23 protein-coding genes are annotated in these 22,521 nt (G+C 71.6%); 4 read left to right on the top strand and 19 right to left on the bottom strand.

Annotated elements, in window-relative coordinates; genetic code table 11:
- The first annotated feature begins 56 nt into the window (after positions 1 to 56).
- Positions 57 to 1,763: a WD40 repeat domain-containing protein gene (locus tag ACWDX7_RS24815; RefSeq protein WP_451492512.1), complete on the top strand. Its 1,707-nt coding sequence runs from the start codon at positions 57 to 59 to the stop codon at positions 1,761 to 1,763.
- 9 nt (positions 1,764 to 1,772) lie between these two features.
- On the opposite strand, the gene ACWDX7_RS24820 is transcribed toward ACWDX7_RS24815, so the two are convergent.
- From ACWDX7_RS24820 to ACWDX7_RS24840, 5 genes are all read right to left on the bottom strand, one after another.
- The gene (locus tag ACWDX7_RS24820) at positions 1,773 to 2,933 is read right to left on the bottom strand and encodes a baeRF2 domain-containing protein (protein WP_451492513.1); all 1,161 of its coding nucleotides are present in this window, start codon (positions 2,931 to 2,933) and stop codon (positions 1,773 to 1,775) included.
- A 72-nt stretch (positions 2,934 to 3,005) separates the two neighbouring features.
- A complete protein-coding gene (locus ACWDX7_RS24825; RefSeq protein WP_451492514.1) occupies positions 3,006 to 3,254 on the bottom strand; it encodes a hypothetical protein in 249 nt (82 codons plus the stop codon).
- Positions 3,255 to 3,649: 395 nt separating this feature from the next.
- Entirely contained in the window at positions 3,650 to 3,988 is a 339-nt protein-coding gene (locus ACWDX7_RS24830) for a MerR family transcriptional regulator (protein ID WP_451492515.1), read from the bottom strand.
- 591 nt (positions 3,989 to 4,579) lie between these two features.
- Positions 4,580 to 5,107 carry a DUF2267 domain-containing protein gene (locus ACWDX7_RS24835; RefSeq protein ID WP_451492516.1) on the bottom strand — a complete coding sequence of 176 codons (528 nt, stop codon included), beginning with the start codon at positions 5,105 to 5,107 and terminating at the stop codon, positions 4,580 to 4,582.
- A gap of 33 nt (positions 5,108 to 5,140) precedes the next feature.
- Entirely contained in the window at positions 5,141 to 5,572 is a 432-nt protein-coding gene (locus tag ACWDX7_RS24840) for an Hsp20/alpha crystallin family protein (RefSeq protein ID WP_451492517.1), read from the bottom strand.
- A gap of 198 nt (positions 5,573 to 5,770) precedes the next feature.
- Here ACWDX7_RS24840 and ACWDX7_RS24845 point away from each other — a divergent pair, with 198 nt between their 5' ends.
- Positions 5,771 to 6,511, top strand: a complete 741-nt coding sequence (locus ACWDX7_RS24845; RefSeq protein WP_451492518.1) for a type III effector protein — start codon at positions 5,771 to 5,773, stop codon at positions 6,509 to 6,511.
- A gap of 70 nt (positions 6,512 to 6,581) precedes the next feature.
- On the opposite strand, the gene ACWDX7_RS24850 is transcribed toward ACWDX7_RS24845, so the two are convergent.
- The 14 genes from ACWDX7_RS24850 to lxmA (ACWDX7_RS24915) all read right to left on the bottom strand — a co-directional run bounded on the left by ACWDX7_RS24850 (position 6,582) and on the right by lxmA (ACWDX7_RS24915) (position 19,940).
- Positions 6,582 to 7,568 carry an NAD-dependent epimerase/dehydratase family protein gene (locus ACWDX7_RS24850; RefSeq protein WP_451492519.1) on the bottom strand — a complete coding sequence of 329 codons (987 nt, stop codon included), beginning with the start codon at positions 7,566 to 7,568 and terminating at the stop codon, positions 6,582 to 6,584.
- Between the two features lie 189 nt (positions 7,569 to 7,757).
- On the bottom strand, positions 7,758 to 8,840 hold the full coding sequence (gene corA / locus ACWDX7_RS24855) for a magnesium/cobalt transporter CorA (protein WP_451492559.1): 1,083 nt from the start codon (positions 8,838 to 8,840) through the stop codon (positions 7,758 to 7,760).
- A 747-nt stretch (positions 8,841 to 9,587) separates the two neighbouring features.
- Entirely contained in the window at positions 9,588 to 10,334 is a 747-nt protein-coding gene (locus tag ACWDX7_RS24860; protein ID WP_451492520.1) for an ABC transporter permease, read from the bottom strand.
- Positions 10,327 to 11,118: an ABC transporter ATP-binding protein gene (locus ACWDX7_RS24865; RefSeq protein ID WP_451492521.1), complete on the bottom strand. Its 792-nt coding sequence runs from the start codon at positions 11,116 to 11,118 to the stop codon at positions 10,327 to 10,329. The genes ACWDX7_RS24860 and ACWDX7_RS24865 overlap by 8 nt, the downstream gene beginning before the upstream one ends.
- A gap of 46 nt (positions 11,119 to 11,164) precedes the next feature.
- On the bottom strand, positions 11,165 to 12,238 hold the full coding sequence (gene lxmJ / locus ACWDX7_RS24870; RefSeq protein ID WP_451492522.1) for a F420-dependent peptide dehydroalanine reductase LxmJ: 1,074 nt from the start codon (positions 12,236 to 12,238) through the stop codon (positions 11,165 to 11,167).
- 5 nt (positions 12,239 to 12,243) lie between these two features.
- On the bottom strand, positions 12,244 to 13,491 hold the full coding sequence (locus tag ACWDX7_RS24875) for a M16 family metallopeptidase (RefSeq protein WP_451492523.1): 1,248 nt from the start codon (positions 13,489 to 13,491) through the stop codon (positions 12,244 to 12,246).
- Positions 13,488 to 14,783, bottom strand: coding sequence for a M16 family metallopeptidase (locus ACWDX7_RS24880; protein ID WP_451492524.1), 1,296 nt, complete (start codon positions 14,781 to 14,783; stop codon positions 13,488 to 13,490). The genes ACWDX7_RS24875 and ACWDX7_RS24880 overlap by 4 nt, the downstream gene beginning before the upstream one ends.
- Positions 14,780 to 15,553 carry a class I SAM-dependent methyltransferase gene (locus tag ACWDX7_RS24885; protein WP_451492525.1) on the bottom strand — a complete coding sequence of 258 codons (774 nt, stop codon included), beginning with the start codon at positions 15,551 to 15,553 and terminating at the stop codon, positions 14,780 to 14,782. The genes ACWDX7_RS24880 and ACWDX7_RS24885 overlap by 4 nt, the downstream gene beginning before the upstream one ends.
- Position 15,554: 1 nt before the next feature.
- Complete coding sequence (locus tag ACWDX7_RS24890) at positions 15,555 to 16,565, bottom strand: T3SS effector HopA1 family protein (RefSeq protein WP_451492526.1); 1,011 nt, start codon at positions 16,563 to 16,565, stop codon at positions 15,555 to 15,557.
- Positions 16,565 to 17,707: a class V lanthionine synthetase subunit LxmK gene (gene lxmK / locus ACWDX7_RS24895; protein WP_451492527.1), complete on the bottom strand. Its 1,143-nt coding sequence runs from the start codon at positions 17,705 to 17,707 to the stop codon at positions 16,565 to 16,567. Before lxmK ends, ACWDX7_RS24890 begins: the two co-directional genes overlap by 1 nt.
- Complete coding sequence (locus tag ACWDX7_RS24900; RefSeq protein ID WP_451492528.1) at positions 17,704 to 18,654, bottom strand: hypothetical protein; 951 nt, start codon at positions 18,652 to 18,654, stop codon at positions 17,704 to 17,706. Before ACWDX7_RS24900 ends, lxmK begins: the two co-directional genes overlap by 4 nt.
- Complete coding sequence (gene lxmD, locus ACWDX7_RS24905; protein WP_451492529.1) at positions 18,651 to 19,238, bottom strand: peptide terminal cysteine decarboxylase LxmD; 588 nt, start codon at positions 19,236 to 19,238, stop codon at positions 18,651 to 18,653. The genes ACWDX7_RS24900 and lxmD overlap by 4 nt, the downstream gene beginning before the upstream one ends.
- Before the next feature lie 124 nt (positions 19,239 to 19,362).
- Positions 19,363 to 19,578: a lexapeptide family class V lantibiotic gene (gene lxmA, locus ACWDX7_RS24910; protein ID WP_326588960.1), complete on the bottom strand. Its 216-nt coding sequence runs from the start codon at positions 19,576 to 19,578 to the stop codon at positions 19,363 to 19,365.
- 146 nt (positions 19,579 to 19,724) lie between these two features.
- The gene (lxmA, locus tag ACWDX7_RS24915) at positions 19,725 to 19,940 is read right to left on the bottom strand and encodes a lexapeptide family class V lantibiotic (protein WP_326588960.1); all 216 of its coding nucleotides are present in this window, start codon (positions 19,938 to 19,940) and stop codon (positions 19,725 to 19,727) included.
- Positions 19,941 to 20,150: 210 nt separating this feature from the next.
- On the opposite strand from lxmA (ACWDX7_RS24915), the gene ACWDX7_RS24920 reads away from it, so the two are divergent.
- Positions 20,151 to 21,905 carry an ABC transporter ATP-binding protein gene (locus ACWDX7_RS24920; protein WP_451492530.1) on the top strand — a complete coding sequence of 585 codons (1,755 nt, stop codon included), beginning with the start codon at positions 20,151 to 20,153 and terminating at the stop codon, positions 21,903 to 21,905.
- An 88-nt stretch (positions 21,906 to 21,993) separates the two neighbouring features.
- Positions 21,994 to 22,506: a hypothetical protein gene (locus tag ACWDX7_RS24925; protein ID WP_451492531.1), complete on the top strand. Its 513-nt coding sequence runs from the start codon at positions 21,994 to 21,996 to the stop codon at positions 22,504 to 22,506.
- Positions 22,507 to 22,521 lie beyond the last annotated feature (15 nt).

The following is a 22,521-nucleotide window of genomic DNA, read 5'->3' on the forward strand; positions in this document are numbered from 1 at the left end:
CGCGCGTCCCGCCGCACCCGACACACCGCACACCATCGACCGCAAGGAGAAGTCGCGTGATCAAGCATCAGGGCCCGATCAGTGGGGTGGCCACCTTCGGTGACCGTTACGTGGCCACCGCCGGCTACGACAACCAGGTCATCCTCTGGGACGCGGCCCGGCATGCGCCGCTGGCCCGCGGCCTGCACGACCACCTCGTCAACCAGGTCGCCTTCAGCCCGGACGGATCCCTGCTCGTCACCTCGTCCAGCGACTACACCGCCCGCCTGTGGTCGCTCCCCGACCTGAGACTGCGTACCGTCCTCGCGGACCACAAGGACGACGTGGAGATGTCCGTCTTCCACCCGGAGCAGGAGCTGGTCGCCACCGCCTCCCGCGATCACACGGTCCGGGTCTTCGACTTCTCCGGCGCCGTGGTCCGCCGCTTCGAGGGCCACACCGCCGATGTGATCTCCGTCGTGTGGCTGCCCGCGACCGGCGAGCTGATCTCCTCCAGTGACGACGGGACGATCAAGCGGTGGTCGCTCGCCACCGGTGAGATGACGGACGACATCGACCTGGGCGGCGTCGAGACGGACACCATCGCCATCACGCGCGGCGGGGTCGTCTGGGCCGGCAACGACGACGGCGCCGTCATCCGTATCGAGAACGGCGTGGCCGAGCACTTCCCGGCGCACGACGCCGGCATCAAGCGGCTCGTCCTCAACCCCGCCACGGGCGCCCTGGTCAGCCTCAGCTACGACCGCTCGCTGCGGATCTGGGACACCACCGACGGACTGCGCCCGCTGCACACCGCAGAGTTCCCGGCCGAGATCTGGGCCCGCTCCTGCGCCTTCCTGGACGACCGCACCCTCGCCTTCGCCACCTTCGGCTCCACGTACGCCACGTACGACACGGTCTCGGGGAGGTGGGACCTGGACCGCGTGGAAGGCACGCGCTGCGTCAACGCCGTCACCACCCTCCCCGACGGGCGTACGTACACGGTCGGCGACGCGGGCGTCGTCCACGTCGACGGGGCGGCCGCGGGGCGCCCCGACAGCCTGTGCAACTTCCTGGTCCCGGTCGGCGGCCGGGTCCTCACCGGGGGCCAGCTGGGCCGCGTCTTCGACGCCGACACCGGCGAGACGATCCACCAGCACCGCTCCCCGCTGAACTGCGCCGCGGCCTTCGAGCGGGACGGGGTACCGCACGTGGTCGTCGGCGCCTACACGGGCGAGGGCCTCGTCTTCGCCGTACGGGAGGACGGGGCGGTGGAACACGTGGCCACGCTCCCGCTCCTCGCCAACGCGGTGAAGGGGCTGGCCGTCTCCGACGGCACGATCTTCGCGGTGTGCGCGGACGCCTCCGCCAGCTGGTTCAGCACGCGCACCCTCCTGGAGACCGCGCGCGTCGAGGAGGCGCACACCCGCATCGCCAACGGCTGCGCTCCACTGCCCGGCGGCCGGTTCGCCAGCGTCAGCCGGGACCTGCTGCTGCGGCTCTGGGACGGGGACTCGGCGACGGCCGTGCCCACCCCGCACGACCATTCCGTCAAGTGCGTCGCCGCCTCGGCCGACGGGACCCTGGTGGCCACCGGCTCCTACGGGGGCATGGTCGCCGTCTACGACCTCCGCACCGGGACCTGGCCGTACGTGGACAAGCCGACGACCGCGGGCATCTCCAGCCTCCACTACGTGCCGGAGTCGGACCGCTTCCTGGCGGCCTCGTACGACGGCACCGTGTACCCGGTACCGCTGTCGATCCCGGTGGGCGGGGAGGCGTAGGTCAGCGGCTCACATGGTCCAGCGCAGCACCGCCCCCAGTCCGCCCGCCGGGCCGGGCATCCCTTCGGGAACGATGAGGACCTCGCCACCGGTCGCCGCGGCGGCCCGCAGCAGCGCGTCGTCCGCGCGCGCCCGCTCGGGCTTGGCGATGCCCATCGCCTGCGCCTGACCGCGCTGCACGGCGACCTGGTCGACGCCGGGGCCGATCCACACCTCGCGGCCCGCGTCGGACGCGTTCGGTGACAGCAGCAGGGTGGCCACCTGGTGGTTGCGTGCGGCGTCCACGACGGCCGGCATTCCCTCGGCGGCTTCGCCCGGTCCGGTGTCGACGGTCGACTCGCGGTGTTCACCAGGTCTGCCCCGGCCGGTACGGAAGCGCTCCAGGGCGCTTTCGAGCCGGTCGCGGGCGTACTTCTCGCGCGCCTGGGCGATCTGCTGGTCGAGGAGGTTCTGCGAGGCGCCCGCGGACCTGCTGCCGTTCTCGACTTCGACGGTGACGGCCTGGACGGGCTCCGGCAGCCGGTTGTAGACGGCCCTGCGCTCGCGCGGGTCGCCTGCCAGGACCACCAGGTCGGCGCCGCTCTCCGGCCACCGGCGGGCGAGCTCGGAGGCGATGATGTCCGCCGTCTCGTTCCAGGTGTTCTCGACCTTGTTGCGGTAGTGCCACTCGTACCGGTCGGCGGGGATGCTGCGGTGTCCGCGCCCCTGCCACTCCTTGCCCTGCGCCTGCCCCACGGCTTCGCGGCGGTGGGCGTCGCGCAGCTCCAGGTCGGCCCCCGTACGGTCGATGTAGGCGACCAGGCAGCTCGGTTCGTCGCCCCGCAGCCGCGCGAGGGGGGCGATGTGCGGCAGGATCGACCAGGTGGCCTCGACGGTGGGGGGGCTCACCGAGAGCGGGATGTCGAGCACGACCTCGCCGCCGGCGGCGAACAGCGCCCGGCCGGGAGGAGCCCCTGAGACCGGCTCGTGGGCCAGCGTGTCCATGACCGCCCGCACGACGTACGGGTCGGCACCCGCCTCGATGAGCTGGGAGGCGACCGAACGCTCGCGAAGCTTCTGCACGCGCTGCGCGTCCTCGGTCGCCCGCGTGGTGTCGATGTAGACCGAGGCCCAGGGGCCGGGTTTGGTGAAGAGAGGCTTGAGGAAGCCGAGTTCCATGATGTCCCCCATCTGTGACGGGTCGGGACGGAATTCAGATCGGGACGGAATGCAGGCGGGTGCACGGGTGCCGGTACGGCTGCGTCAGCGCGGCTGCTCCCCTTCTTCGCCTTCGACGAGCGTTCCCTCAGCCCGGGCCGCCCGCTCGGCCGGCTTGGTGAGCCGGTCCCGGCGCTTCCCCCCGTACGGGGGTGCGTCGACGGGCGGCTCCGGGTCGTGCCACTCCTCGGCGCGCGTCGGGTGGCCGGAGCGGACCTGGCCCTCGACCTCTTTCTTGCGCACGTCGTCCAGCTCGGGGCCGGACTTACTGCTGTCGCGTTCCGGGGCGTTCATCTCGACCTCCCTTTGGCCGCGCGTTTCCACCCAGCGGCTGCCCGCCGACCCGCGCGGCAAACCGGCGCGCGGGCCGTCCCGCAGGGGCGCCGCAGGGGCGCCGCAGGGGCGCCGCAGGGGGGTGGGAGGGGCTGCCGAGCCACGGGGTTTGTCCCGGGCTCCGAACGGACAGCCGTCAGGTACGGGAGGCGGACGGCCGGCACGAACGGGTGCTGTACCCGCCTCCCGGCCATGGCGGGACGGACCGATCGGGCGGCTGCGGGCGGCCCGGGGGTGGCGGGTGCGGAGTATGGGCGTACGGGCGCACCTGGTGCGGGGCGTACGGGCTGACGGGTACCGGGAACACGGGTACGGCCGGCCATGGGTACGGCATCACCGCGCAGGGCGGCGCCGGCTCAGTGCGAGCTCTCCTGCGGGGCCGAGCCGGCGCGGCGGAACTCGGCGTTGATCCGCTGAGCCTCTTCGAGCTGGTCCTCAAGAATGACGATGCGGCAAGCGGCCTCGACCGGGGTGCCCTGGTCGACCAGTTCCCGGGCGCGGGCGGCGATGCGCAGCTGGTAGCGCGAGTAGCGGCGGTGCCCGCCCTCGGACCGGAGCGGAGTGATCAGACGGGCTTCTCCGATGGCGCGGAGGAAGCCGGGGGTGGTGCCGAGCAACTCGGCGGCCCGGCCCATCGTGTAGGCGGGGTAGTCATCGTCGTCCAATCGGCCGCCGAGCGAATTATCCGCTGTCATCTGCACCTCTTCTCGGGAACGCGTCGAGGGGCCTTGGTGCCGTACGGCACCAAGGCCCCGAAGGAAATTCAACACCATCCGTCGGCCTTAATGCTGCGCCGACCTTCTGTTTCCGCGGCATCGCCCTGAAGTAGGACGGGAGCGCGGGGATCGCGAATGCGTGACCGGGGACCACCTTCCATTCCGGGGTCTTGCGGTACCCGGGCTGCTACTTCTCGCCCGGGCGATCCTGATGGCGTCTGCTTCCTCCGTTCTTCCTCTGGATCGACCACTTGCCAAACTGATACTGCTGGTACTGCTGGTACTGCGGTGATGCTGGTGGCGGCCCCTGATCACTGCGGGCCACCCGGTACGGTCGCCAGTCCCGTCGCCGTCGTGCAACATCCCTGGCTTCGAAACTCCACCACCGTACCGACCTGCGAACTGCTGGTACTGCTGCCCGGCAGTTCGTCTCTGCCGGGCCCTTCAACCTTGGCTACGAGAGAAACCATAGCCACGCGATCAGCCAATGTCTACTCTCGCGGGCATAGATTTCTTCGTGTTCGACGGTGAGGCAATCCGCCTCGAACGCTCCGGTTTCTACGCGGCGGCCTAGGCCGCCGCGTGTTCCCGCGCCTGCGGCTGCGCCTGAGTCCGCAGCTGAGTCGGCGCCTGCGGCTGCGGCTGCGGCTGCTGCTGCGGCGTCTGCGGCTGGACCTGGAGCTGGGCCTGGCCGAAGAGCAGCGCGTAGCCGCCGGGGAGCTGCTGGAGGATGCGGGCGAGCAGATCGGGCCCGGCGAGCGAGGCCACGACGGCGAGGACCGCGCCGGCGTCCCAGCGTGCCGTGGCCGGTGATCCGCCGGTGCGCGTGGCGAGGTCCTTCACGAATCCCCAGCCGGTGAGCCGCTCCGTGTCGGGGATCTGGGCGGTGAAGGCGAGGGCGGCCTCGACGGGCAGACGCTGTGCGAGGGCCACGCGCTCCTCGCCCGTCACCTGTCGGCCGAGTGCGGCGAGCACGCTGCGGACGACCTTCTCCGCGCGCTCTCGCGTGGAGTAGGCGCCCTCGTACCGCACGCGTTCCAGCATCTGGTCGAACGTCATGGCCGAGGGGGACCGGTCCGGTCGAGGCTGGTCGAACATGGTGCTGCGAGGCCTTTCTCGTGAAGGTGTCGGTCAGCTGTTGATCTGCTTGCGGCCGTCGGTGCCGGCGATGGCGATCTTGCGCGGCTTGGCGCGCTCGGCGATCGGGATGCGCAGGGTCAGGACACCCGCTTCGTAGTTCGCCTCGATGTGCTCGGTGTCGAGGGTGTCGGCCAGCATGACCTGGCGGGAGAAGACGCCGAGGGGCCGCTCGGAGAGCTCCACCTGCACGTCGCCCGTGGCGGCCGGCCGGCGTTCGGCCTTCACGGTCAGCATGTTGCGCTCGACGTCGATGTCGATCGCGTCCGGCGTGACGCCGGGGATGTCCAGGGCGATGACGTACGCGTCGCCCTCGCGGTACGCGTCCATCGCCATCGCGGACGGCTTCGACCAGGTGCCGGACGTACCCGACAGCTGCTGGACGAGCCGGTCCATCTCACGGAAGGGGTCAGTGCGCATCAGCATCGCGAAACACCTCCAGTCGGTTCGGGCGGGAACTGCCCATGCGCTTTCACGTGCTCCTCTTGTAACATGTCATCGAAACGATGACAAGCACGGTGTCATCTTACGGATGACAAGCGGATGGCGCGCGACGACCATGCGGAACAACAAGCGGATGACACGTGTCATGACACGCGGATGACACGAACCAGAGGAGCCACCGTGACCCCAGCCGACCGGCCGACCCCGTCCCGCGGCGCTCAGCGCGACGCCGAGCGCGGCGCTGACCGGGGCGCGGTTTCCTTCCTGGCCGCAGCCGCGGCCCTGGACGCCATCGACGAGGCCCTGCGGGCGGCGCACACCACGCAGGACGGCGCTCCGCCGCCTTTCGCCGCCGACCATGCCCAGGACGGCGGGCCGCCGCCTTCCGCCGCCGATCCCGCGCAGGCCCTCGCGTCACTGCTGCTGCTGCGCCAGGTCCGCGAGCAGCTCGCCGGCTGGGAGAGCGGCCTCATCGAGACCGCCCGCGACGCCGGTGCCAGCTGGGCCGAGCTCGCCCACCCGCTCGGCGTCGCCAGCCGCCAGGCCGCCGAGCGGCGGTACCTGCGTCTGCGTCCGGGGGCGGCGGGAACCACCGGTGAGCAGCGCGTGCAGGCCACCCGGGACGTGCGGGCCGCCGACCGCACCGTCATGGCGTGGGCCCGTGAGAACGCCGCGGATCTGCGTCGGCTCGCCGGTCAGATCACCGCCCTCACCGACCTCCCGGCCGCCGCCCGCACCCCCATCGGCCACCTCGACCGGGCTCTCGCCGCCGATGACGCGGCGAGCCTCGTAGGCCCCCTGACCGCGACCCGCCCGCACCTGGCGGCCGCCCACCCGGACCTCGCGGACCGCGTCGATGCGCTCGCCCAGCACACCGAGCACCTCCGGCAGGGCAGCCACGAACAACGCCGCGCCACCTGATGCGCCCGCGCGCGGCGCCGCGGGCGGGGGAGGTTCGTTCGATTCGGCCCTGCGCATCGAGCCGTGCGCGTCAGCCCAGCGCGTCGAGGAGTGCGCGCTCGCGCCCGGCGCTGAGGCCCGCACGCCTCACCCGGTCCAGGCCTTGCTCGCGTTCCCAGGCGAGCGTGTCGGCCAGCAGCTCCGCCCGGGGCCGATGGCGCAGACCCGCGGCGCGCGCCGCGGCCCCGCTCCGGGCCGACAAGGCGTGCCAGCCCGGGTCGACCAGCCACAGGGGCAGCGACTCGGTGCCCATGTACTCGGCCACGCCGTTCGCCAGCAGCCAGACGGAGTCGGCGGTGACCACCGGGCCGGTGTGCCCGCCGACGGCCCGGCACAGCCCGATCCACTCGCCGAAGGGGACGACCGGGCCGACGGCGTCGTACGTGCCGACGGTCCCCGCCTCCGCCGCGTCGAGCAGCCATGCGGAGAGGTCCCGCACGTCGACCGCCTGGGTCGGCATGGCCGGTGCGTCGGGTACGAGCATCGGCCCGTGCGGATCGCGGGCGGCGCGGGCCACCCAGTAGCCGGAGCGTCCGCTGTGGTCGCCGGGGCCCCCAATGAGGCCGGCGCGTGCGATGAGCAGGCGGCCGCCCACGGCGGCCGTCGCCGCCTGCTCGCAGGCGACCTTCGCCTCGCCGTACAAGGATCGGTCGACCTCGGGCCGGTCAGCCGGGGCAAGGAGCGCCGCCGACTCGTCCGCGTCCGGGACGTCATGTGAGGCGTAGGCGCTGACGGAGGACACGTAGATCCAGTGCCCGGCCGTGTCACCCAGCGCGGCGAGCGCCTCGCGAACGAAGCCCGGCTGCCATGACACCTCGATGACCGCGTCCCAGGCGCGGCCGAGCAGTGGTGCGTACGCCGAAGGATCGCGCCGGTCGGCGGCCACCAGCGTCGCCCCGTCCGCGACCTCCCCGGCTTCGCCGCGAGCGAGGCACGTGACCCGGTGACCGCGCCCGATCGCCTGCCGTGCCAGCTCCCGGCCCACCCATGCCGTCCCACCCAGAATCAAGATCTCCATCCCGCCACCCAACCACCGCGATCCGCTGCCCCCCATCCGGTTCGCTGACGGCGGACCCTCCCTGCCCCCCTCCCCGCCGCTGCGGGGGCCATCGACACCCGGCGACCACGCGGGATGCGCCAGGCGGACAGCGGACAGCGGACAGCGGACCGGGGGCAGCGGACCGGGGTGCGGCGCGCCGGTGGCGTGTCAGAGCCAGCCGTTGCGGCGAAAGCCCCGGTGGATGGTCAGACAGGTGACGGCGATGACACTGAGGACCAGCGGATAGCCGTAGGTCCACCGCAGCTCGGGCATGTGGTCGAAGTTCATGCCGTAGACCCCGCAGACCATGGTCGGTACGGCGATGATCGCGGCCCATGCGGTGATCTTGCGCATGTCCTCGTTCTGGGCGACCGTCACCTGTGCGAGGTGGGCCTGGAGGATCGAGTCGAGCAGGGCGTCGAAGGACGTGACCTGCTCGGTGACCCGCGCCAGGTGGTCGGCCACGTCCCGGAAGTAGGCGCGGACGTCGGAGCCGATGAGCGGCATGGGCTGGGAGGCGAGCTGCTGCACGGGCCGGCTCAGCGGCGCCACGGCCCTCTTGAGTTCCAGGAGCTCGCGCTTGAGCTGGTAGATCCGGCCGGCGTCGCCGCGACCGGAGTGGGGGGAGAAGACGGCGGTCTCGATGGCCTCGATGTCGTCCTGTACGGCCTCCGCGACGGCGAGGTAGTCGTCGACCACGTGGTCCGCTATGGCGTGCAGGACGGCCGACGGCCCCTTGGCCAGCTGTTCGGGCACGGCCTCCAGGGCCTCGCGCAGCGGTCCGAGCGAACCGTGCCCACCGTGACGGATGGTGATCACGAAGTCGGGCCCGATGAAGGCCATCAGCTCGCCGGTGTCGACCACCTCACTGGTGGCGGTGAGCTCCGCGTGCTCGACGTAGCGGACGGTCTTGAACACCGCGAACAGCACGTCGTCGTACGGCTCCACCTTCGGGCGCTGATGGGCGTGGACGGCGTCTTCCACCGCCAGCGGGTGCAGACCGAACAACGCGGCCAGCCCCGCGAGTTCCTTCTCCTCCGGCTCGTGCAGACCGATCCAGACGAACCCGTCGCCCGCCTTGCGGACGCGCCGCAGCATGTCCTCGATCGAGCGGTCGTCCGCCTGCCGTACGCCGTCGACGTAGGCGACGCAGTCGACGACCGCGGTGCCGAGCGGTGAGCGGGCCGGGTGACTGAGGTCCACGGTGCGCCGGTAGGTACGGCGGACGGCTCGGCGCAACTGGTGGATCACTGACACGGCGGGCTCCTTCGGCGGATCGACGGCCAGTCTGTCAGCGCCCCGGGCCGCACGACAGGCGGCACGATGGACACCGCCTCCTGCGCCGCCGCCAGGCCCGCTTCCGCGGTTTCGGCCGTGGTCGGCTCTCCCGCCGAGGCGGCACTGGCTACCGCGGCCGCCTCTTCCAGCAGGTCGCGTACGTCAGCGCGCGGTAGTAGAGCGCGTCCCCTCGCGCCGGGAGCGGCACTACCGGGATCTGGCGTTCTTGCTCTCGTTGCCTGCCAATCCACTGCACCTCAGAGATCGACTCGACAAGGGCTACCGTAAGAAGCTCTTTCGTGAAAGCTCTGCACGACCCGCGGCATGGCACCTGGCATCAACTGGCTGACGAGGGTGCGCGGGCAGACGGCGAGGCCGTGTACGCGTTCCTGTCTCCGCCCGCGGTGGAGTGAGGGCGGACCGAGTCGCCGCCGCTGTGGTGCGCAACTGATGCGGGACCCCCGAATAGGGCTGGACAACGGCGAAGACCCAGGTCACTGACCTGGGCCTTCGTTATGGCTTCGGCGGCCCTCTTGCCGACCGCTGCTTACCGCCCTACTGGCACGTTATGGCACGGAGTCTCGTGTGAGGTCAGGGTGATGCCGGTGGGGAGGATGCCCGGTCGTGCGGGTGTCAGCTTGGCGTGCCGCCCGGTACAGCGATGCAGTACGCGTGACCCTCCGCCCCGAACGAAGCGCTCGTGAGGGCGGCATCGCAACGTCACACATCGCGACGGGCGAAGAGCCGATGCGCCAGCAGCGCCAGCGCCGCGCCCCAAGCGACCAGGACCAGCAGCCCGTACGGTGCATCCAGCGCGCTCGGGAAGGTCAGACGGTCACCCAGCACGCTCAGCTGCGCTCCGTCCGGAAGGAAACGGCCCACCTTCGGGAACTGGCCCAGCACCATCAGCTGGCCGAACGTCCCCCACACCACCAGGCCGATGACCGCGATCAGTTGGCTGCGCACGACGAATCCGACGGCCGCACCCCACGTACCTGCCAGAGCGCAGACCGTGACGACCGCGGCCGCGCTCTGCCAACTGCGCCCGTCCAGGACCAGCGACGCCTCCTTGGCCGAGAACGCGGCAGCTCCGATCGCCAGCGAGCACAGCACCGAGATCACGCCGAAGAGCAGCCCCACCAGGCCTGCTACCAGCAGCTTCGCGCCGACGACGGCGCCGCGCCCAGGGGCGTACAGCACGCTGCGGCCGATCGATCCCGATTTGAATTCACCCGTCACCAGCAGCGCGCCGAAGATTGTGGCGAACAGGGCCGCGGAGCCCGCGAGCTTGATGACCCGGTGGGAGGTCTCCACCGCGGTCGCGTGGAGCTCGGCTTCGGCGTGGACCGCACCGAGCTGGCCGAGCGCGACGAGCGCCAGCGCGACCAGGAGCAGCCCGGGAAGGGCAGCGCCGGAGCTGGCCTTGAGCGTCTCGGTAGCAATGTGACGTTGTATCGGGTTACGCACGAGAAGCCTCCCGGTGGGAAAGGGAGCCCCTGAAGGGGCTGTCGACAGCACCTTCGACCAGCCCGAAGTACGCGTCCTCCAAGCGGCCGTTGCCCCGTCGGACCAGGTCCTGCAGGGATCCGGTGAACAGGACCGAGCGACGCAGTACGACGATGTCGTCCACGCTCTGCTCGACCTCCGAGAGCATGTGGCTTGCGACGAGCACGGTCCTGCCCTCGGAGGCGACCTGCTCGACCAGCCGGCGCATCCAGCGGATGCCGTCCGGATCGAGTCCGTTCAGCGGCTCGTCGAGGATGAGGAGCTCAGGGTCCGGGAGGAGGGCGACGGCCAGCGCCAGGCGCTGCCGCATGCCGGTGGAGAGGGTGCGGATCCGCTTGCGGGCCGCGCCGCCCTCCAGACCCACCTGCGCGAGCACCTCGTCGATGCGGGATGCGGGCAGACCGAGTGAGCGGGCGGATATCTCCAGCTGCCGCCGTACGGTCATGCGCGGAGGGAAGCCGATGGCGTCCATGACGACGCCGATCCGCCGGGCTCCCTCCGGCGCCCTACCGGGCTCCGTGCCCAGGACGAGCGCGGTGCCGCTGTCCGGGCGGGCCAGGCCCAGCAAAATCCGCAGCAGGGTGCTCTTGCCGGCGCCGTTGCAGCCGAGCAGGCCGGTGACCTTTCCCGGCCTCAGCTCGAAGGAGACGTCCTCCAGCGCCTGGTGGTCGCCGAATCTCTTGCTGATGCCCGACAAGGCGACGCTGGCGCTGTCCGCGCGGTGCGGGTGTTCCCTGCTGTTCACGACTCTTCTTCCTGCTCGGGCTGTCGGACGATGGAAGCGAAATGCTCTATCCGCACGGCTCAGCAAAGCAGTTGGGGTTCGCCGCCTGGCGCCGCTCAGCCCGCAGGATGCTGCCGCGGCGCGGCAGCATCCTGTCGGAGGCGGCGAGGATCTCCTCCATGTCGGCGACTGCCGCGTGCACGCCTTCGGTCAGCAGGACGCCCGAGGGATTGAGCATCACCTCGTCCACCCCTGCGCGGCGGTAGCCGTCGAGAGCCTCGGCGATCTCCTCCGGGGTGCCGGCGACGACGACCTGCTCGCCCAGCAGCGCGTCGGCCGTTCCGACGGGGTCGTGCGCGTCCACGGCGACGCCGGCCTTGCTCAGCATGTCGGCGTAATGCGGGGCTTTCAGATGCCGGCCCGCCGCGGCCAGGGCGAGGCGGCGGGGATCCCTTCCCGGGCGTACGACCGCGACATGGACGGCGGTGGCGATCCTCGGCTGGACGCCGCGCCCCTGCGCGCCTTGGAGCAGGGCAGGCCGGAGCGTCCCCGCGATGTAGGACGGCGGGGTCATCCAGGTGACGGCCACATCGGCGACCTCCCCGGCGGTCCGCGCCATGCCGGGGCGCAGCACCCCGGCGCCGACCTCGACCCGCGGCGCGTGGTCCAACGGCAGGAGGCTGCCGTGCATGTAGTGGTACGGGCCCTCGTGGCGGACCGTCTCGCCGTCGAGGAGGGAGCGTACGGAGGAAAGGTAGTCACGGACCGCGGTACGCGGGCTGGCGAATGGGCTGCCGGTGAGACCCGCCACGAAGTCCGGGTTGCCGATTCCGAAGCCTGCCACTACCGGCTGACCGGTGATGAGCGCGAGCGAGCGGGCCTGGAGCGCGGCCTCGTAGGGGTGGCGCAGCGGCAGCAGTGTCACGCTCGTGCCGACCGGAACGGTATGGCCCATACCCGCGAGATGTGCCAGAACCTGGTGCGTCTCCGCCTTGAAGGACTGGCACATCCACAGCCTGCGGGCGCTGCTGCGCTGTACCAGGGAGGCAAAGGGGGCGACGAGTTCGGGGTGGTCGGGCTGGAGGGGGTAGAGGACCGCCGGGGTGTGCGGGGCGGGATCGGCCGGGTGCGTCGCGTTCACAGGATCTACCGGTCGCTTTCGTCGTCGAGGGTCGCGATCAGGGTTCGGGACGGGTGGAGGTATCGCGCTGCCGCCTCTGCGACATGTGCGTGCGTCACCTCGGCGAGGGCGCGGCGGTACGTCGCCAGCCAGTCCAGGGGAAGCCCGGCCGCCGCGAAGCCGGCCAGCGCGCTCGCCTCCTCGGTCCGTGTGACGAGTGCGAACCGCGTGAACCCGGTCGCGTAGGCGCGGGCCCGGTCGAGCTCCTGCGGGGTGGGGCCGTCTGTGGCGAGTTCCCGCAGGCAGTCGGTGATCTCCTGAGCGATCCGGTCCGCCGTGCCGGGCGCCCCGGCACACTGGATCTCCAGCCAGTCGCCCGCCCGGTTGCCGCGGATCTCCGCGGATGTCGCGTACGCGAGCCCGTGCCGGTCCCGGACCCGGCGGGCCAGCAGCGAGGACGCGTACCCGCCGAGGGCCAACTGGGCGAGGTGCAGCGGGGCGTGAGCCGGGTCGGTGGCGGGGACGGCGGGGCCGGCCGTGAGCACGAGAGCCTGACCGGCGGCGCCCGCGGGTATGGGCCCGGCGGGGACCGTGATCCGGCCGGGGAGCGGCGTGCGGCGTACGAAGCGCGGCAGGACCAGCCCCGACGGGCCGCCCGTCCAGTCCGCCAGCCGCTTCTGGACCAGGGCCGTGACGTCGTCGGGCGAGTCACAGGTCATGACCAGAAGAACCGAGCCCTGCGGTACGACGGCCCGTGCGTGCAGGTCGTACAGGTCGCCGGTGCCCAGCTCGCTCTGTCCGACCGGCGGGTCCACGAGCGGGTGGCTGCCGAAGGCATGGCTCAGCAGAGCCCGCCGCAGCCTCTGCCGGGGGCCCGGGATGCGGGGAACGGCGGCCGCGCGCAGCTGGACGAGGGCGAGTTCGCGCTCTCGGTAGGCCGGGCGCAGCAGCAGGTCGGCGAGGAGTTCCAGCGCGCCGGGCAGCCCGGCGGACAGCACGCTCGTCGCCATGACCAGTGACTCGGCGGTGACGACGGTGCTTAGTTCGGCGCCCAGGTCGGCCGCCCGGTCGGCGATGTCCTGGCGGCTGCCGTCGCCGACGGTGGTGCCGGTGCCGAGGCACCCGGCGAGCAGCTCCCGAGCGGGGGTCAGGTGAGGCGCAGTACGGGCGTACGGCAGGACCAGACGCAGCTCGGCTAGCGGCGCGCCCGGCGCGTGGACGATGACGACCCGCAGGCCGTTGCCGAGGATCGTGTCGGTGGTTTTCCGGTTCACCGGTTCTCCCCCAGTTCGGTCACCGAGCAGGGCCCGGACAGCAGGAAGCGGGCTGCGGCGGATACGTCGTCCGGGGTCACCCGGGCCAGGTCACCGGGAAGCGCGGAGAGACCGCCACTGCCGGGAAAGAGCAGTGCCGTGCGCCCATGGGTGACGCTGCGGGCGGTGAGGGAGTCCGCGTTGCGGTGACAGGCGAGGAGCAGCGCGTTGACCGCCCGCTGGTGCTCGTCCGCGCCCGCCGGGCGTTCGGCCGCGTCGCGCAAGACCTCCAGCCAGCTGTCGACCGCCTCGGCGGCGGATACTCCGGGCGCCCGGGCCAGGAGTACCAGTGCCAGATCGGGCGCGGCCGACGCGAGCCACTGCCCGTGGTAGCCGCAGGTGATCCGGGCGGAGGTGAGGCGGGAGTCGCGCCGGGTGTGCCGAGGCAGCCGGTTCCGGCTGAGCGCCTCGGCCAGTACGACCTGGGCCAGGTAGGCGCTCCGGCGGGACACCGGGTCGGGCAGGGGGTATCCCATGGCGACACCGCTGACGGGGGAGGTCAGCGGTGCCGTCCGGATCGCGGTCGACGTGGATGCGGATGTGGATGCCGAAGCGGGAGCCGAAGCGGGAGCGGGAACGGGCGCCGGATGCGGTGCGGCGACCCGTTCGTCGGCCGACACAGTGCCGGCCGGTAGTGGTGCGAAGAACGAGTCCACCGAGGCCGCCACCCGGTCCGCGTCCACGTCCCCCGCCACCGACAGCACCAGCGCACCCGCCCGGTAGTGGCGGCGAAAGAAGGCCGTCGCGTCGGCGGCGGTGACACCGGCCAGCTCCTCCGGCGTACCGAAGCTGTCACGGCTGCCGGGGTGGAGCGCCTCCAGAGCTGTCTCCCAGAACCGGCCACCGGTGGCCGCGCCCCGGATCTCCTCGGCGATCACGCCGGTCTCCGTTCGGAGCACGGCCTCCTCGGGAGCGAAGGTGAGCAGCCGCCGCGCCTCCCACTCCAGGACGTCCGGCAGCATCCCGGTCGGCACGGTGGTGTGGAAGACGGTGTGGTCGCGGTGTGTCTCCGCGTTGCAGACTCCGCCCGCGCCCTCGACCCGGGCGACGTGGCTGTCCAGACCGTCGTCCCCGCCCCTGCGCGGGAACATCAGGTGCTCGACCAGATGGGCCATGCCGTGCTGCCCCGCCGGGTCGTCGTCGCCGCCCACCGCCACCGTCAGCGCGACCGAGACGAGGCCGCTCCCGTGACCCGGCAGCGGTTCCACCGACAGCCTGAGGCCGTTCGGCAGTCGGCCGGCGTATGGACTCATGCCAGCGGCCGGAAGACGGAGACGCACATCTTGCGGCTGTCACCGCCGTCAAAGGGCTGCTCCTGCCAGCCGGAGTAGCGGCCGACCAGTTCCAGGCGGGCGATCGCGGCCAGCAGGTCCAGCTCGCTCGGCCACAGGTAACGCATGACCGTCGAGGAGGACTTGGGGGCGGCGCCCTCCAGGAAGAGGGTGCTGTTCAGCAGCATGTTCTGCGACGCGGGGAGCACGTCCAGCGACTCGATCACGACACCGCGGGTACCGATCGGGCGCGTGGTGATCTCGCTCTTGCGCTGTACGTGATAGTCGCTCGGATCGAACGTCTCGATCACCACATGACCGTCCGCCGCCGTGTGCCGGGCCACCGCGTGCATCAGAGCGATCTGCTCGTCGATCGCCATCGCGCAGCACAGCACGTTGAAAGGCGCCAGCACCACATCGAAGGTCCGCCCCAGATCGAGGGAGGCGAGGTCGCCGAGCACCGGGGTGATGCGGCCTTCCGGGTCCTTCTCGGCGAGCCGGGCGAGCATGCCCTCGGAGGTGTCCACCCCGTGGACCTGGAAGCCCTGGTCGGCGAGGGGCAGGGCCACGCGCCCGGTTCCCACGCCGATTTCCAGGACGCTCGCGCCCGGCTTGGTCAGGGTCAGCAGGTACTCGGCGATTTCGGAGCTGCCGGGGTAGATGTCGTCGTACACCTCGGCGATGGCATCGCTGTAGGCCGTCGTGATGGCCGTGCCGAGGCTGGTCGCGTCCATCGTCGTCGTGTCGCTCATGTCAGTTCCCCTCCGTCGTGGAGATGTTGTTCTCGGGGTGCAGCGGGTCGATCCCCGCCGCCCGGAATTCCCGGGCGATGTGCTCTTCCAGGGGGCCCCTCGGCGAGCCCGCCTGCCATCCGCCGGCCGCCGACGCGTGGTCGACCAGGGCCGTGGCCAGCGCGAAGCTGCGGTGCTGCCCGAAGCTCATGCTGCTCTGGCCCGGCCGCGGGTCCTGCGGATCCCAAGCGGCCGCCACGCCCGGCGCGAGGCGCTCGGTGAACAGCGAGGTGTCCGCACCCGTCCCGGACAGGCCCCGCACCGCCTCGACCACGGCGCGCTCACCCGGCTCGTGATCGCCGTGAAGATAGACGACCAGGCCGTCCCGGCGCGGGAAGTCGTCCGGGTCGGACAGGGCCTTCGCGTGGTACAGCGCGCCGATCCGCTCCAGGGCCGCCAGGGCGGCCGCCCACAATGCCGCCGCGCCGTCCGCGTCCAGGGCGTGCAGGAAGAGCCGGCGGATGGCCCCCGCCGGGCGGGGCAGCGGGCGCGACCCCATGACGTAGAAGAAACCGGGTGACAGGGCGGGCCGCGCCGCCTCCAGTGCCAGTTCCACGATGTCCCCCGGCCGGAGTCGCGCCCCGGGGTCGAGGAGCCGGTCGGCGGGCACCCGGACGGTGATGTCCGGCAGGCGTACGACGAGCTGGTCGCCGCCGGGCCGGTGCAGTACCTCGATCAGCCGGCCCGGCGTGGGTGTCCAGGCGTGTGGGACGCCCGCCGCCAGCCGCTCCTCCAGATGTACGTCGCGCAGACTGCGCCGGGGCGCGCCGGAGGGGTCCCGCCGCTGAGCGCCGTTCCCCGCGTGGAACTCCTCGTACAACGCGTTGGTGAGGCGCCCGCGCAGGTCACGGGGGCTGTCCGCGGTGATCTCGCGCCCGTCGACAGTGGCCTGGAGGGCGTCGCCCCGTACGGAGACCAGGTCGAGGGCGGACGCCAGCCTCGGGGCCAGGATCAGTGTGTCGGTGAGGGTCATCAGGAGCTCCCGGAAGGCGCTTCGAGCCGCAGCGTGGAGACGGCTCCGGATGGGTTGAGCAGCAGTACGCGTCCGATGCCGGCCGCCGCACGGGCGACGGGATTGAGGATGGCGTGGGCCTGGGCCGTGGCGATCAGCCGGTCGTACATGTGCCAGCCCGCGAAGCCGACGGCCCGCTCGGCCAGGCCCGCGTCGGGTACGCGGCATTCGAGATAGCCCTGCCAGAAGGCGGCGACGCGGGGGATGTGGCGGCGCAGACTGGCCGAGCCGCGCTCGACGATCTCCTCGTGGGTGAGGTCCAAGCCCAGCGCGGGCGCGCCCGGGTCACCGGTCGGGGCGAACACGGAGTACGTCGCCTGGAAGAGCCATTCGCCGATGAAGGCGCCGACGTCGCGCGCCGGGTCGGCGATCCTGAACTCCTCCCAGTCGCAGAGGTAGAGCGTTCCCTCGTGGTGGATGAACTGGTCGAAGCGCAGATCGCAGTGGGCGGGGGTGCGCGGCGCGGCCTTCTCCCGGTCGCGCAGCAGCCGCAGCGCGGAGACGACCTCGGCGTCGTCCTGGACCAGCTTCCAGGCGGCGATCTGCGCCATGCTGCGTTCCTGGACCGCGCTCCACGGGAAGGCCTCCAGCCAGCCCAGCGGCGGCAGCGGCGCCTCGCCGGCATCGACGTCGGTGCCGCTCGTGTCCAGCCCGTGCAAGGTGGCCACGGCACGGCCCGCCGCACGGCACAGCGCCTCGTCGAAGTCACCGTCCAGGGCGACTTCGGACCCGGAGCGGGCGCCGGACAGCAGCCGGTAGGCGCTCAGTGCGGCCGCCCGGTGCGTGCCGAGGTGGGCGGGGGAGCGGAGCGCGGAGTCCGCGGGAAGCCGCCCGACGAGATCCTCGTACGCCAGCGTGCGGTCGAGCTCGCGGCTGCTGCCGTCGGGCGCGCGGACGACGGTCTTCACGAAGACCTGGTCGCCGCTGGTCGTCGTACCCGCCCAGTTGTCATTGCGCCCGCCGAACGCGGTGAGTCCGTCCGGTACGAAGCTGCCGAGACCGAGCTGTTGCAGCAGCTCGGTCACCTCGGGAGCGGAGTCCAGTTCGGTGGGCTGGTACCGCAGCAGCGCGGGCTGCTGCTCGGTCGAGGTCGCTGTAGTCATGACACTCCCTGGGGGACCGCTCCGCGGCCCTCCTCGTCGATCAACTCGGCGGTAAAGGCGATGTAGCCCAGGAGTTCGTCGTCCCACCCCCGGTAGACGGCGAAGTCCTGCATGTGTGTGACGACCCGGAGGACGGCGGACCGTCCGATGAGCACCGGGTCCGGGCCGGGCCCGTAGGCCTCCAGCAGCACCCGCCGCAGATCCGTGGAGTCGTGCGGCGGCGCCGCCCAGGCCAGCTCGACGAGCTCGCCGAGCAGCCAACCCAGGTCCAGCTCGGGGCATCCGGCGGCGAGGTCCTCCCCGGTCAGCAGCGCCACCCTGCCCCGGCTCAGGGGCGGTATCAGGGCGCCGAGCGAGGCCCAGCCGTGGACCAGCGACCGGGTGCGGGGCCCGGGTGCTCCCCGGGCGGTGCCCGGCGCGAGGTCGGTGGCCCAGCCGAGCAGCCGGTCCATCCGGCCCTCGCCCCAGATCGCGAGGGTCCGGTCCTTCAGCTCACTGCTCCCGTACGCCCAGGCACGCAGCCGCGTCAGTCCCGGCGGGGCACCGAGCGGGACCTCGTCGGGTACGGGTACCGCGTGCAGCGCGCGCAGGGCGTGTGCCGCCGAAGCCAGCGAGTGGGCCACGAGCGCACGGGCCTGGGGACGGAAGTCCCTTAGCCAGGCGGCGGCGGAGGCCGTTCCGGCCACCCGGTGCAGGAGGCCGTCACCGGCCTGCTCCGGGACGGTCAGCAGCGCGGCGCCGGTCTCCGCGGACAGATGGGGGACCAGGTGGGCCGCGGGCGCGGTGAGCGGGCGCTCGACCTGCGCGCCGGGCCCCTGCCACCAGAGGAATCCGCCGTCCTGCGCTCGGTGGACGCGGGTGGTCTGCAGTCCCGTCCCGTACTCCCTGACCAGCTCAAGGCGGTGCAGGTCCGCGGGAATCGGGACCGGCGGGGTGCCCGCGGTCATGGCTTGGCACCCTTCCTGCCGGTGAAGTGGGCGACGCAGAGGTCGTACAGCTCGTTGAGCGGCGCGGAGCCGCCGTCCTCCAGCTCTCCGGTACTCGCGCTGACGGAGGGGATCGTCGGCGCGACGACCACGCCTGGCCGAGCCCGCAGTACGTCCAGGTGCCCCTGTACGACGGGACCCCTGTGGGCCGCGGGCGGCAGGGAGGGGGCGACGCCCACGACGGCCGCGGTGGACTGGAGGGCGAGCAGTAGAGGAGTATCGGTGATGCCGAGGGCGTACCGGCCGACGAAATGCAGCGTGGCCGGGTGTACCAGGACGAGATCGGCCCATCGCGCCAGCTCGACATGCGGCACGTCGACTCCGGAGAATTCACTCCAGTCGTCGATGAAGACCTCCTTGCCGGAAAGCACGGCGACCGCGTCCGCGGAGACGAACCGCAGGGCTGAGCGGGTCAGCGCGACGCGTATCTCCGTCTGGGGGAGCGAATTCCTCAACCAGTTGATCCAGAAGGGCAGGAAAGCCACCCCGAGTGCCCCGGTTCCGACGACGAGCACCCGCCTGAATCCGTTGGCCGGAACGTCCATGACTCCTCCTCTCGGGTGTTTCTGGTGCGGACGGATGCGGGATCCACGCGATGCCCGGGGGCCGGCCGGGCACCGTGGACGCCGTGCGTCCTGGGCCGGCCGGTCCCCGATGGTCACGGGGTGATCAGCACTTGCTCTCGACGGTCCGAGCGGCGAGCGAGCCGAGGGCGGCGGCGCAGGCCTGCGAGGAGCGGGCGGAAATGATGCCGGCCTGGATCGCCCACGGGATGGTGGGGCTGAAGGCCGGAGCGGCGGCGTTGCCGTCGTGCAGGCCGAGCTCCTCCGCCGAGGTGTAGGCGGTGTAGCCGTCGAACAGGTCCTTCTCGTTGACGTTCTGCATGGTGATCCCTACTTCGCTTGGTGAATGCGGTATAGCCGAGGCGGCCGGTGGTGCTGTGGTGCTGTGCCGAGTCCGTGCCGGGGCCGGCCGGCCACCGTGGACGCCGTGCGTCCTGGGCCGGCCGGTCCCCGATGGTCACGGGGTGATCAGCACTTGCTCTCGACGGTCCGAGCGGCGAGCGAGCCGAGGGCGGCGGCGCAGGCCTGCGAGGAGCGGGCGGAGATGATGCCGGCCTGGATCGCCCACGGGATGGTGGGGCTGAAGGCCGGAGCGGCGGCGTTGCCGTCGTGCAGGCCGAGCTCCTCCGCCGAGGTGTAGGCGGTGTAGCCGTCGAACAGGTCCTTCTCGTTGACGTTCTGCATGGGAAGCTCCTTCAGCTTGCGCGGATGAAATGCCCGGGCCGCCGGTCTGGCGGCCGGTGTCCGCCGGGGACAGATCGATAGTGACCTTCCGCCGGGGGACCGCACCATTGCCACATGCGGCATTGCCCAGACCGCCAACTCCGCTCCAGGCAATGGCATTGCCGCAAGTGCCAATTCCGCCCATGCGGGAAGAGGATTAGAAATACGTGTGTGAACACTTCTGACGTAGAACAGCCCAAGGCTGAGCGGCCCGCGCTGCGCGCGCTGCTCTCATACGCGCGGCCGCACCGCGGTGTTCTTCTGCTGGTGCTGCTGCTGACCTTGCTCGGCAGCGCCGCCGGTCTCGCCCAGCCGATGGTCGTCCAGTCGGTCCTGACCGATCTGATGACCGGGGACGGCCTGCGCGACCAACTCCTGCTGCTGGTAGGCCTGCTCCTCACGTCCATAGCCCTCATGTGGGGGCAGGCATGGCTGAGCGAGCGCACGGCCGAGCGCGTGGTCCTCCACGTACGCCGCGGACTCATCGCCCGGCTGATCCGGCTGCGCACCAGCGAGCTGGACCGCATCGAACCGGGCGGCCTGACCACCCGGGTGACGTCCGACAGCACCCTGGTGCAGCATGCCGCGACCGGCGGACTCATCCAGATCGTCGACGGCTCGATCCACCTCCTGGCCACCGTCGTGCTGATGGGCGTCACCAGCCTGCCCCTGCTCGGCATCACCTCGGTGGTCCTGCTGGTGGTCGGCGTCGCCATGGGCGTGGTCCTGCCGCGGATCCGCAAGGTCACCACCCAGGCGCAGGAGTCCGTCGGTGAGATCGGCGCCGCCCTGGACCGCGCACTCGGCGCCGCCCGTACGGTCAAGGCGAACGGCGGCGAGGCCAAGGAGACCGAACGCGCCGGCGCCGCCGCCGAGCAGGCGTACCGCGCCGGCCTGGCGGGTGCCCGCTACCAGGCGATGATCGCGGTGCTCGCCGGGCTGGTCGTCCAGGCGTCCTTCCTCGCGGTGATCGGGTTCGGCGGGGCGCTGGTCGCCACGGGCGCTCTGAACCTCGCTGCGCTGATCGGCTTCCTGCTCTACCTGTTCAACCTGGGCGGTCCCATCCTCTCGCTGGTCTCCGGGACCACCGCCCTCCAGCAGGGCCTCGGCGCACTCGCCCGCATCGAGGAGGTCCGGCAGATGGAGACCGAGGACGACGTGGACGTGACGCCGGCCCGCCCCACCGGTCCGCCGCCGGAAGTCGTGGTGGACAACCTGGAGTTCGCTTACCAGGGCCGTACGCCTACCCTGAAGGGGACCAGTTTCACCGCGCCGGCCGGCGCAGTCACCGCGATCGTCGGTTCCTCCGGATCGGGAAAGACCACGGTGTTCTCTCTGATCCAGCGCTTCTACGACATGGACGGCGGCAGCATCCGTCTCGACGGGACCGACATCCGCTCCCTGAGCCGGGCCGACCTCCGGCGCCGTATCGCCTACGTCGAACAGGATTCCCCGATTCTCGCGGGAACCCTCCGCGAGAATCTTCTCTACTCGGCGCCCGACGCCACCGACGAGGCCGTGGCCGAGGTGCTGCGCAAGACCCTGCTCGACGAGTTCGTCGCGGGACTCCCGGACGGGCTCGACACCGAAGTGGGCTCGCGCGGTGTCGCCCTATCCGGCGGCGAGCGCCAACGGTTGGCCATCGCACGGGCGTTGCTCCGGGAACCGCAGGTGCTGCTGCTGGACGAGGTCACGGCACACCTCGACGGCCTCAGCGAGCTGGCGATGCGCAAGACCGTCGAGCAGGCGGCCGAGAACTGCACGGTCCTGCTGATCGCGCACCGGCTCTCCACCGTGACGTCCGCCGACCAGCTGATCCTCTTCGACGACGGCCGGGTGGGCGACCACGGTCCGCACCGGGAGCTGCTGGAGAGGAACGAACTCTATCGCGAGCTGGCCGCGACCCAACTGGCCTCCGCCCGCTGAGAAACCCCCGCAGCCCTCACAGAAATTCTGCCCCGGCGGTTCATCCGTGATGAACCGCCGGTCCTGACCGCACTGAAGGACTTGACTCATGAACGACTCAGACCGAAACACCATCGAGGACACGCGCTTCGGCGAGATCACCGTCCGGCAGGACGGCCAGAACAGTCTTGAGGTCGAAGGCGAGGGGATTCCCCGCGTGACCCTGGAGCGCGACCCCGAGTCGGAGGTGGATCCGCAAACCGCCATAGGCACCCGTGACCCGGCCCACCTCACCATGAGGATCGACGGCGTGGAAGTTGGGTTGAAGCCGGCGAAGGGCGGCCTGAGCAGGCGCTCGTACCGTGTGGACGTGGAGTACCAGGGAGCGGACTACCGACTGGTTCCGGACTCCGTCCCCAGCAGCCGGCTTACCCGCGACGGCGTGCACATCGGTAATTTCTCCTGCGACGGCGACGAGATGGTCCTCGCCGAATGGAAGGAGGGCGCCGACATCCGGCCGGTGGACGCTTCCATCGGATACGCCCTGGCCTCGGCCTTCGGTACAGGCGGCCAGCCCATGTGGATGGTGATCGTCGACGCTGTGGGCATCGCGACCCCCTAAGTGCCCGCCCTGGCG

It is taken from the genome of Streptomyces sp. NPDC003034 (genome assembly GCF_053591375.1).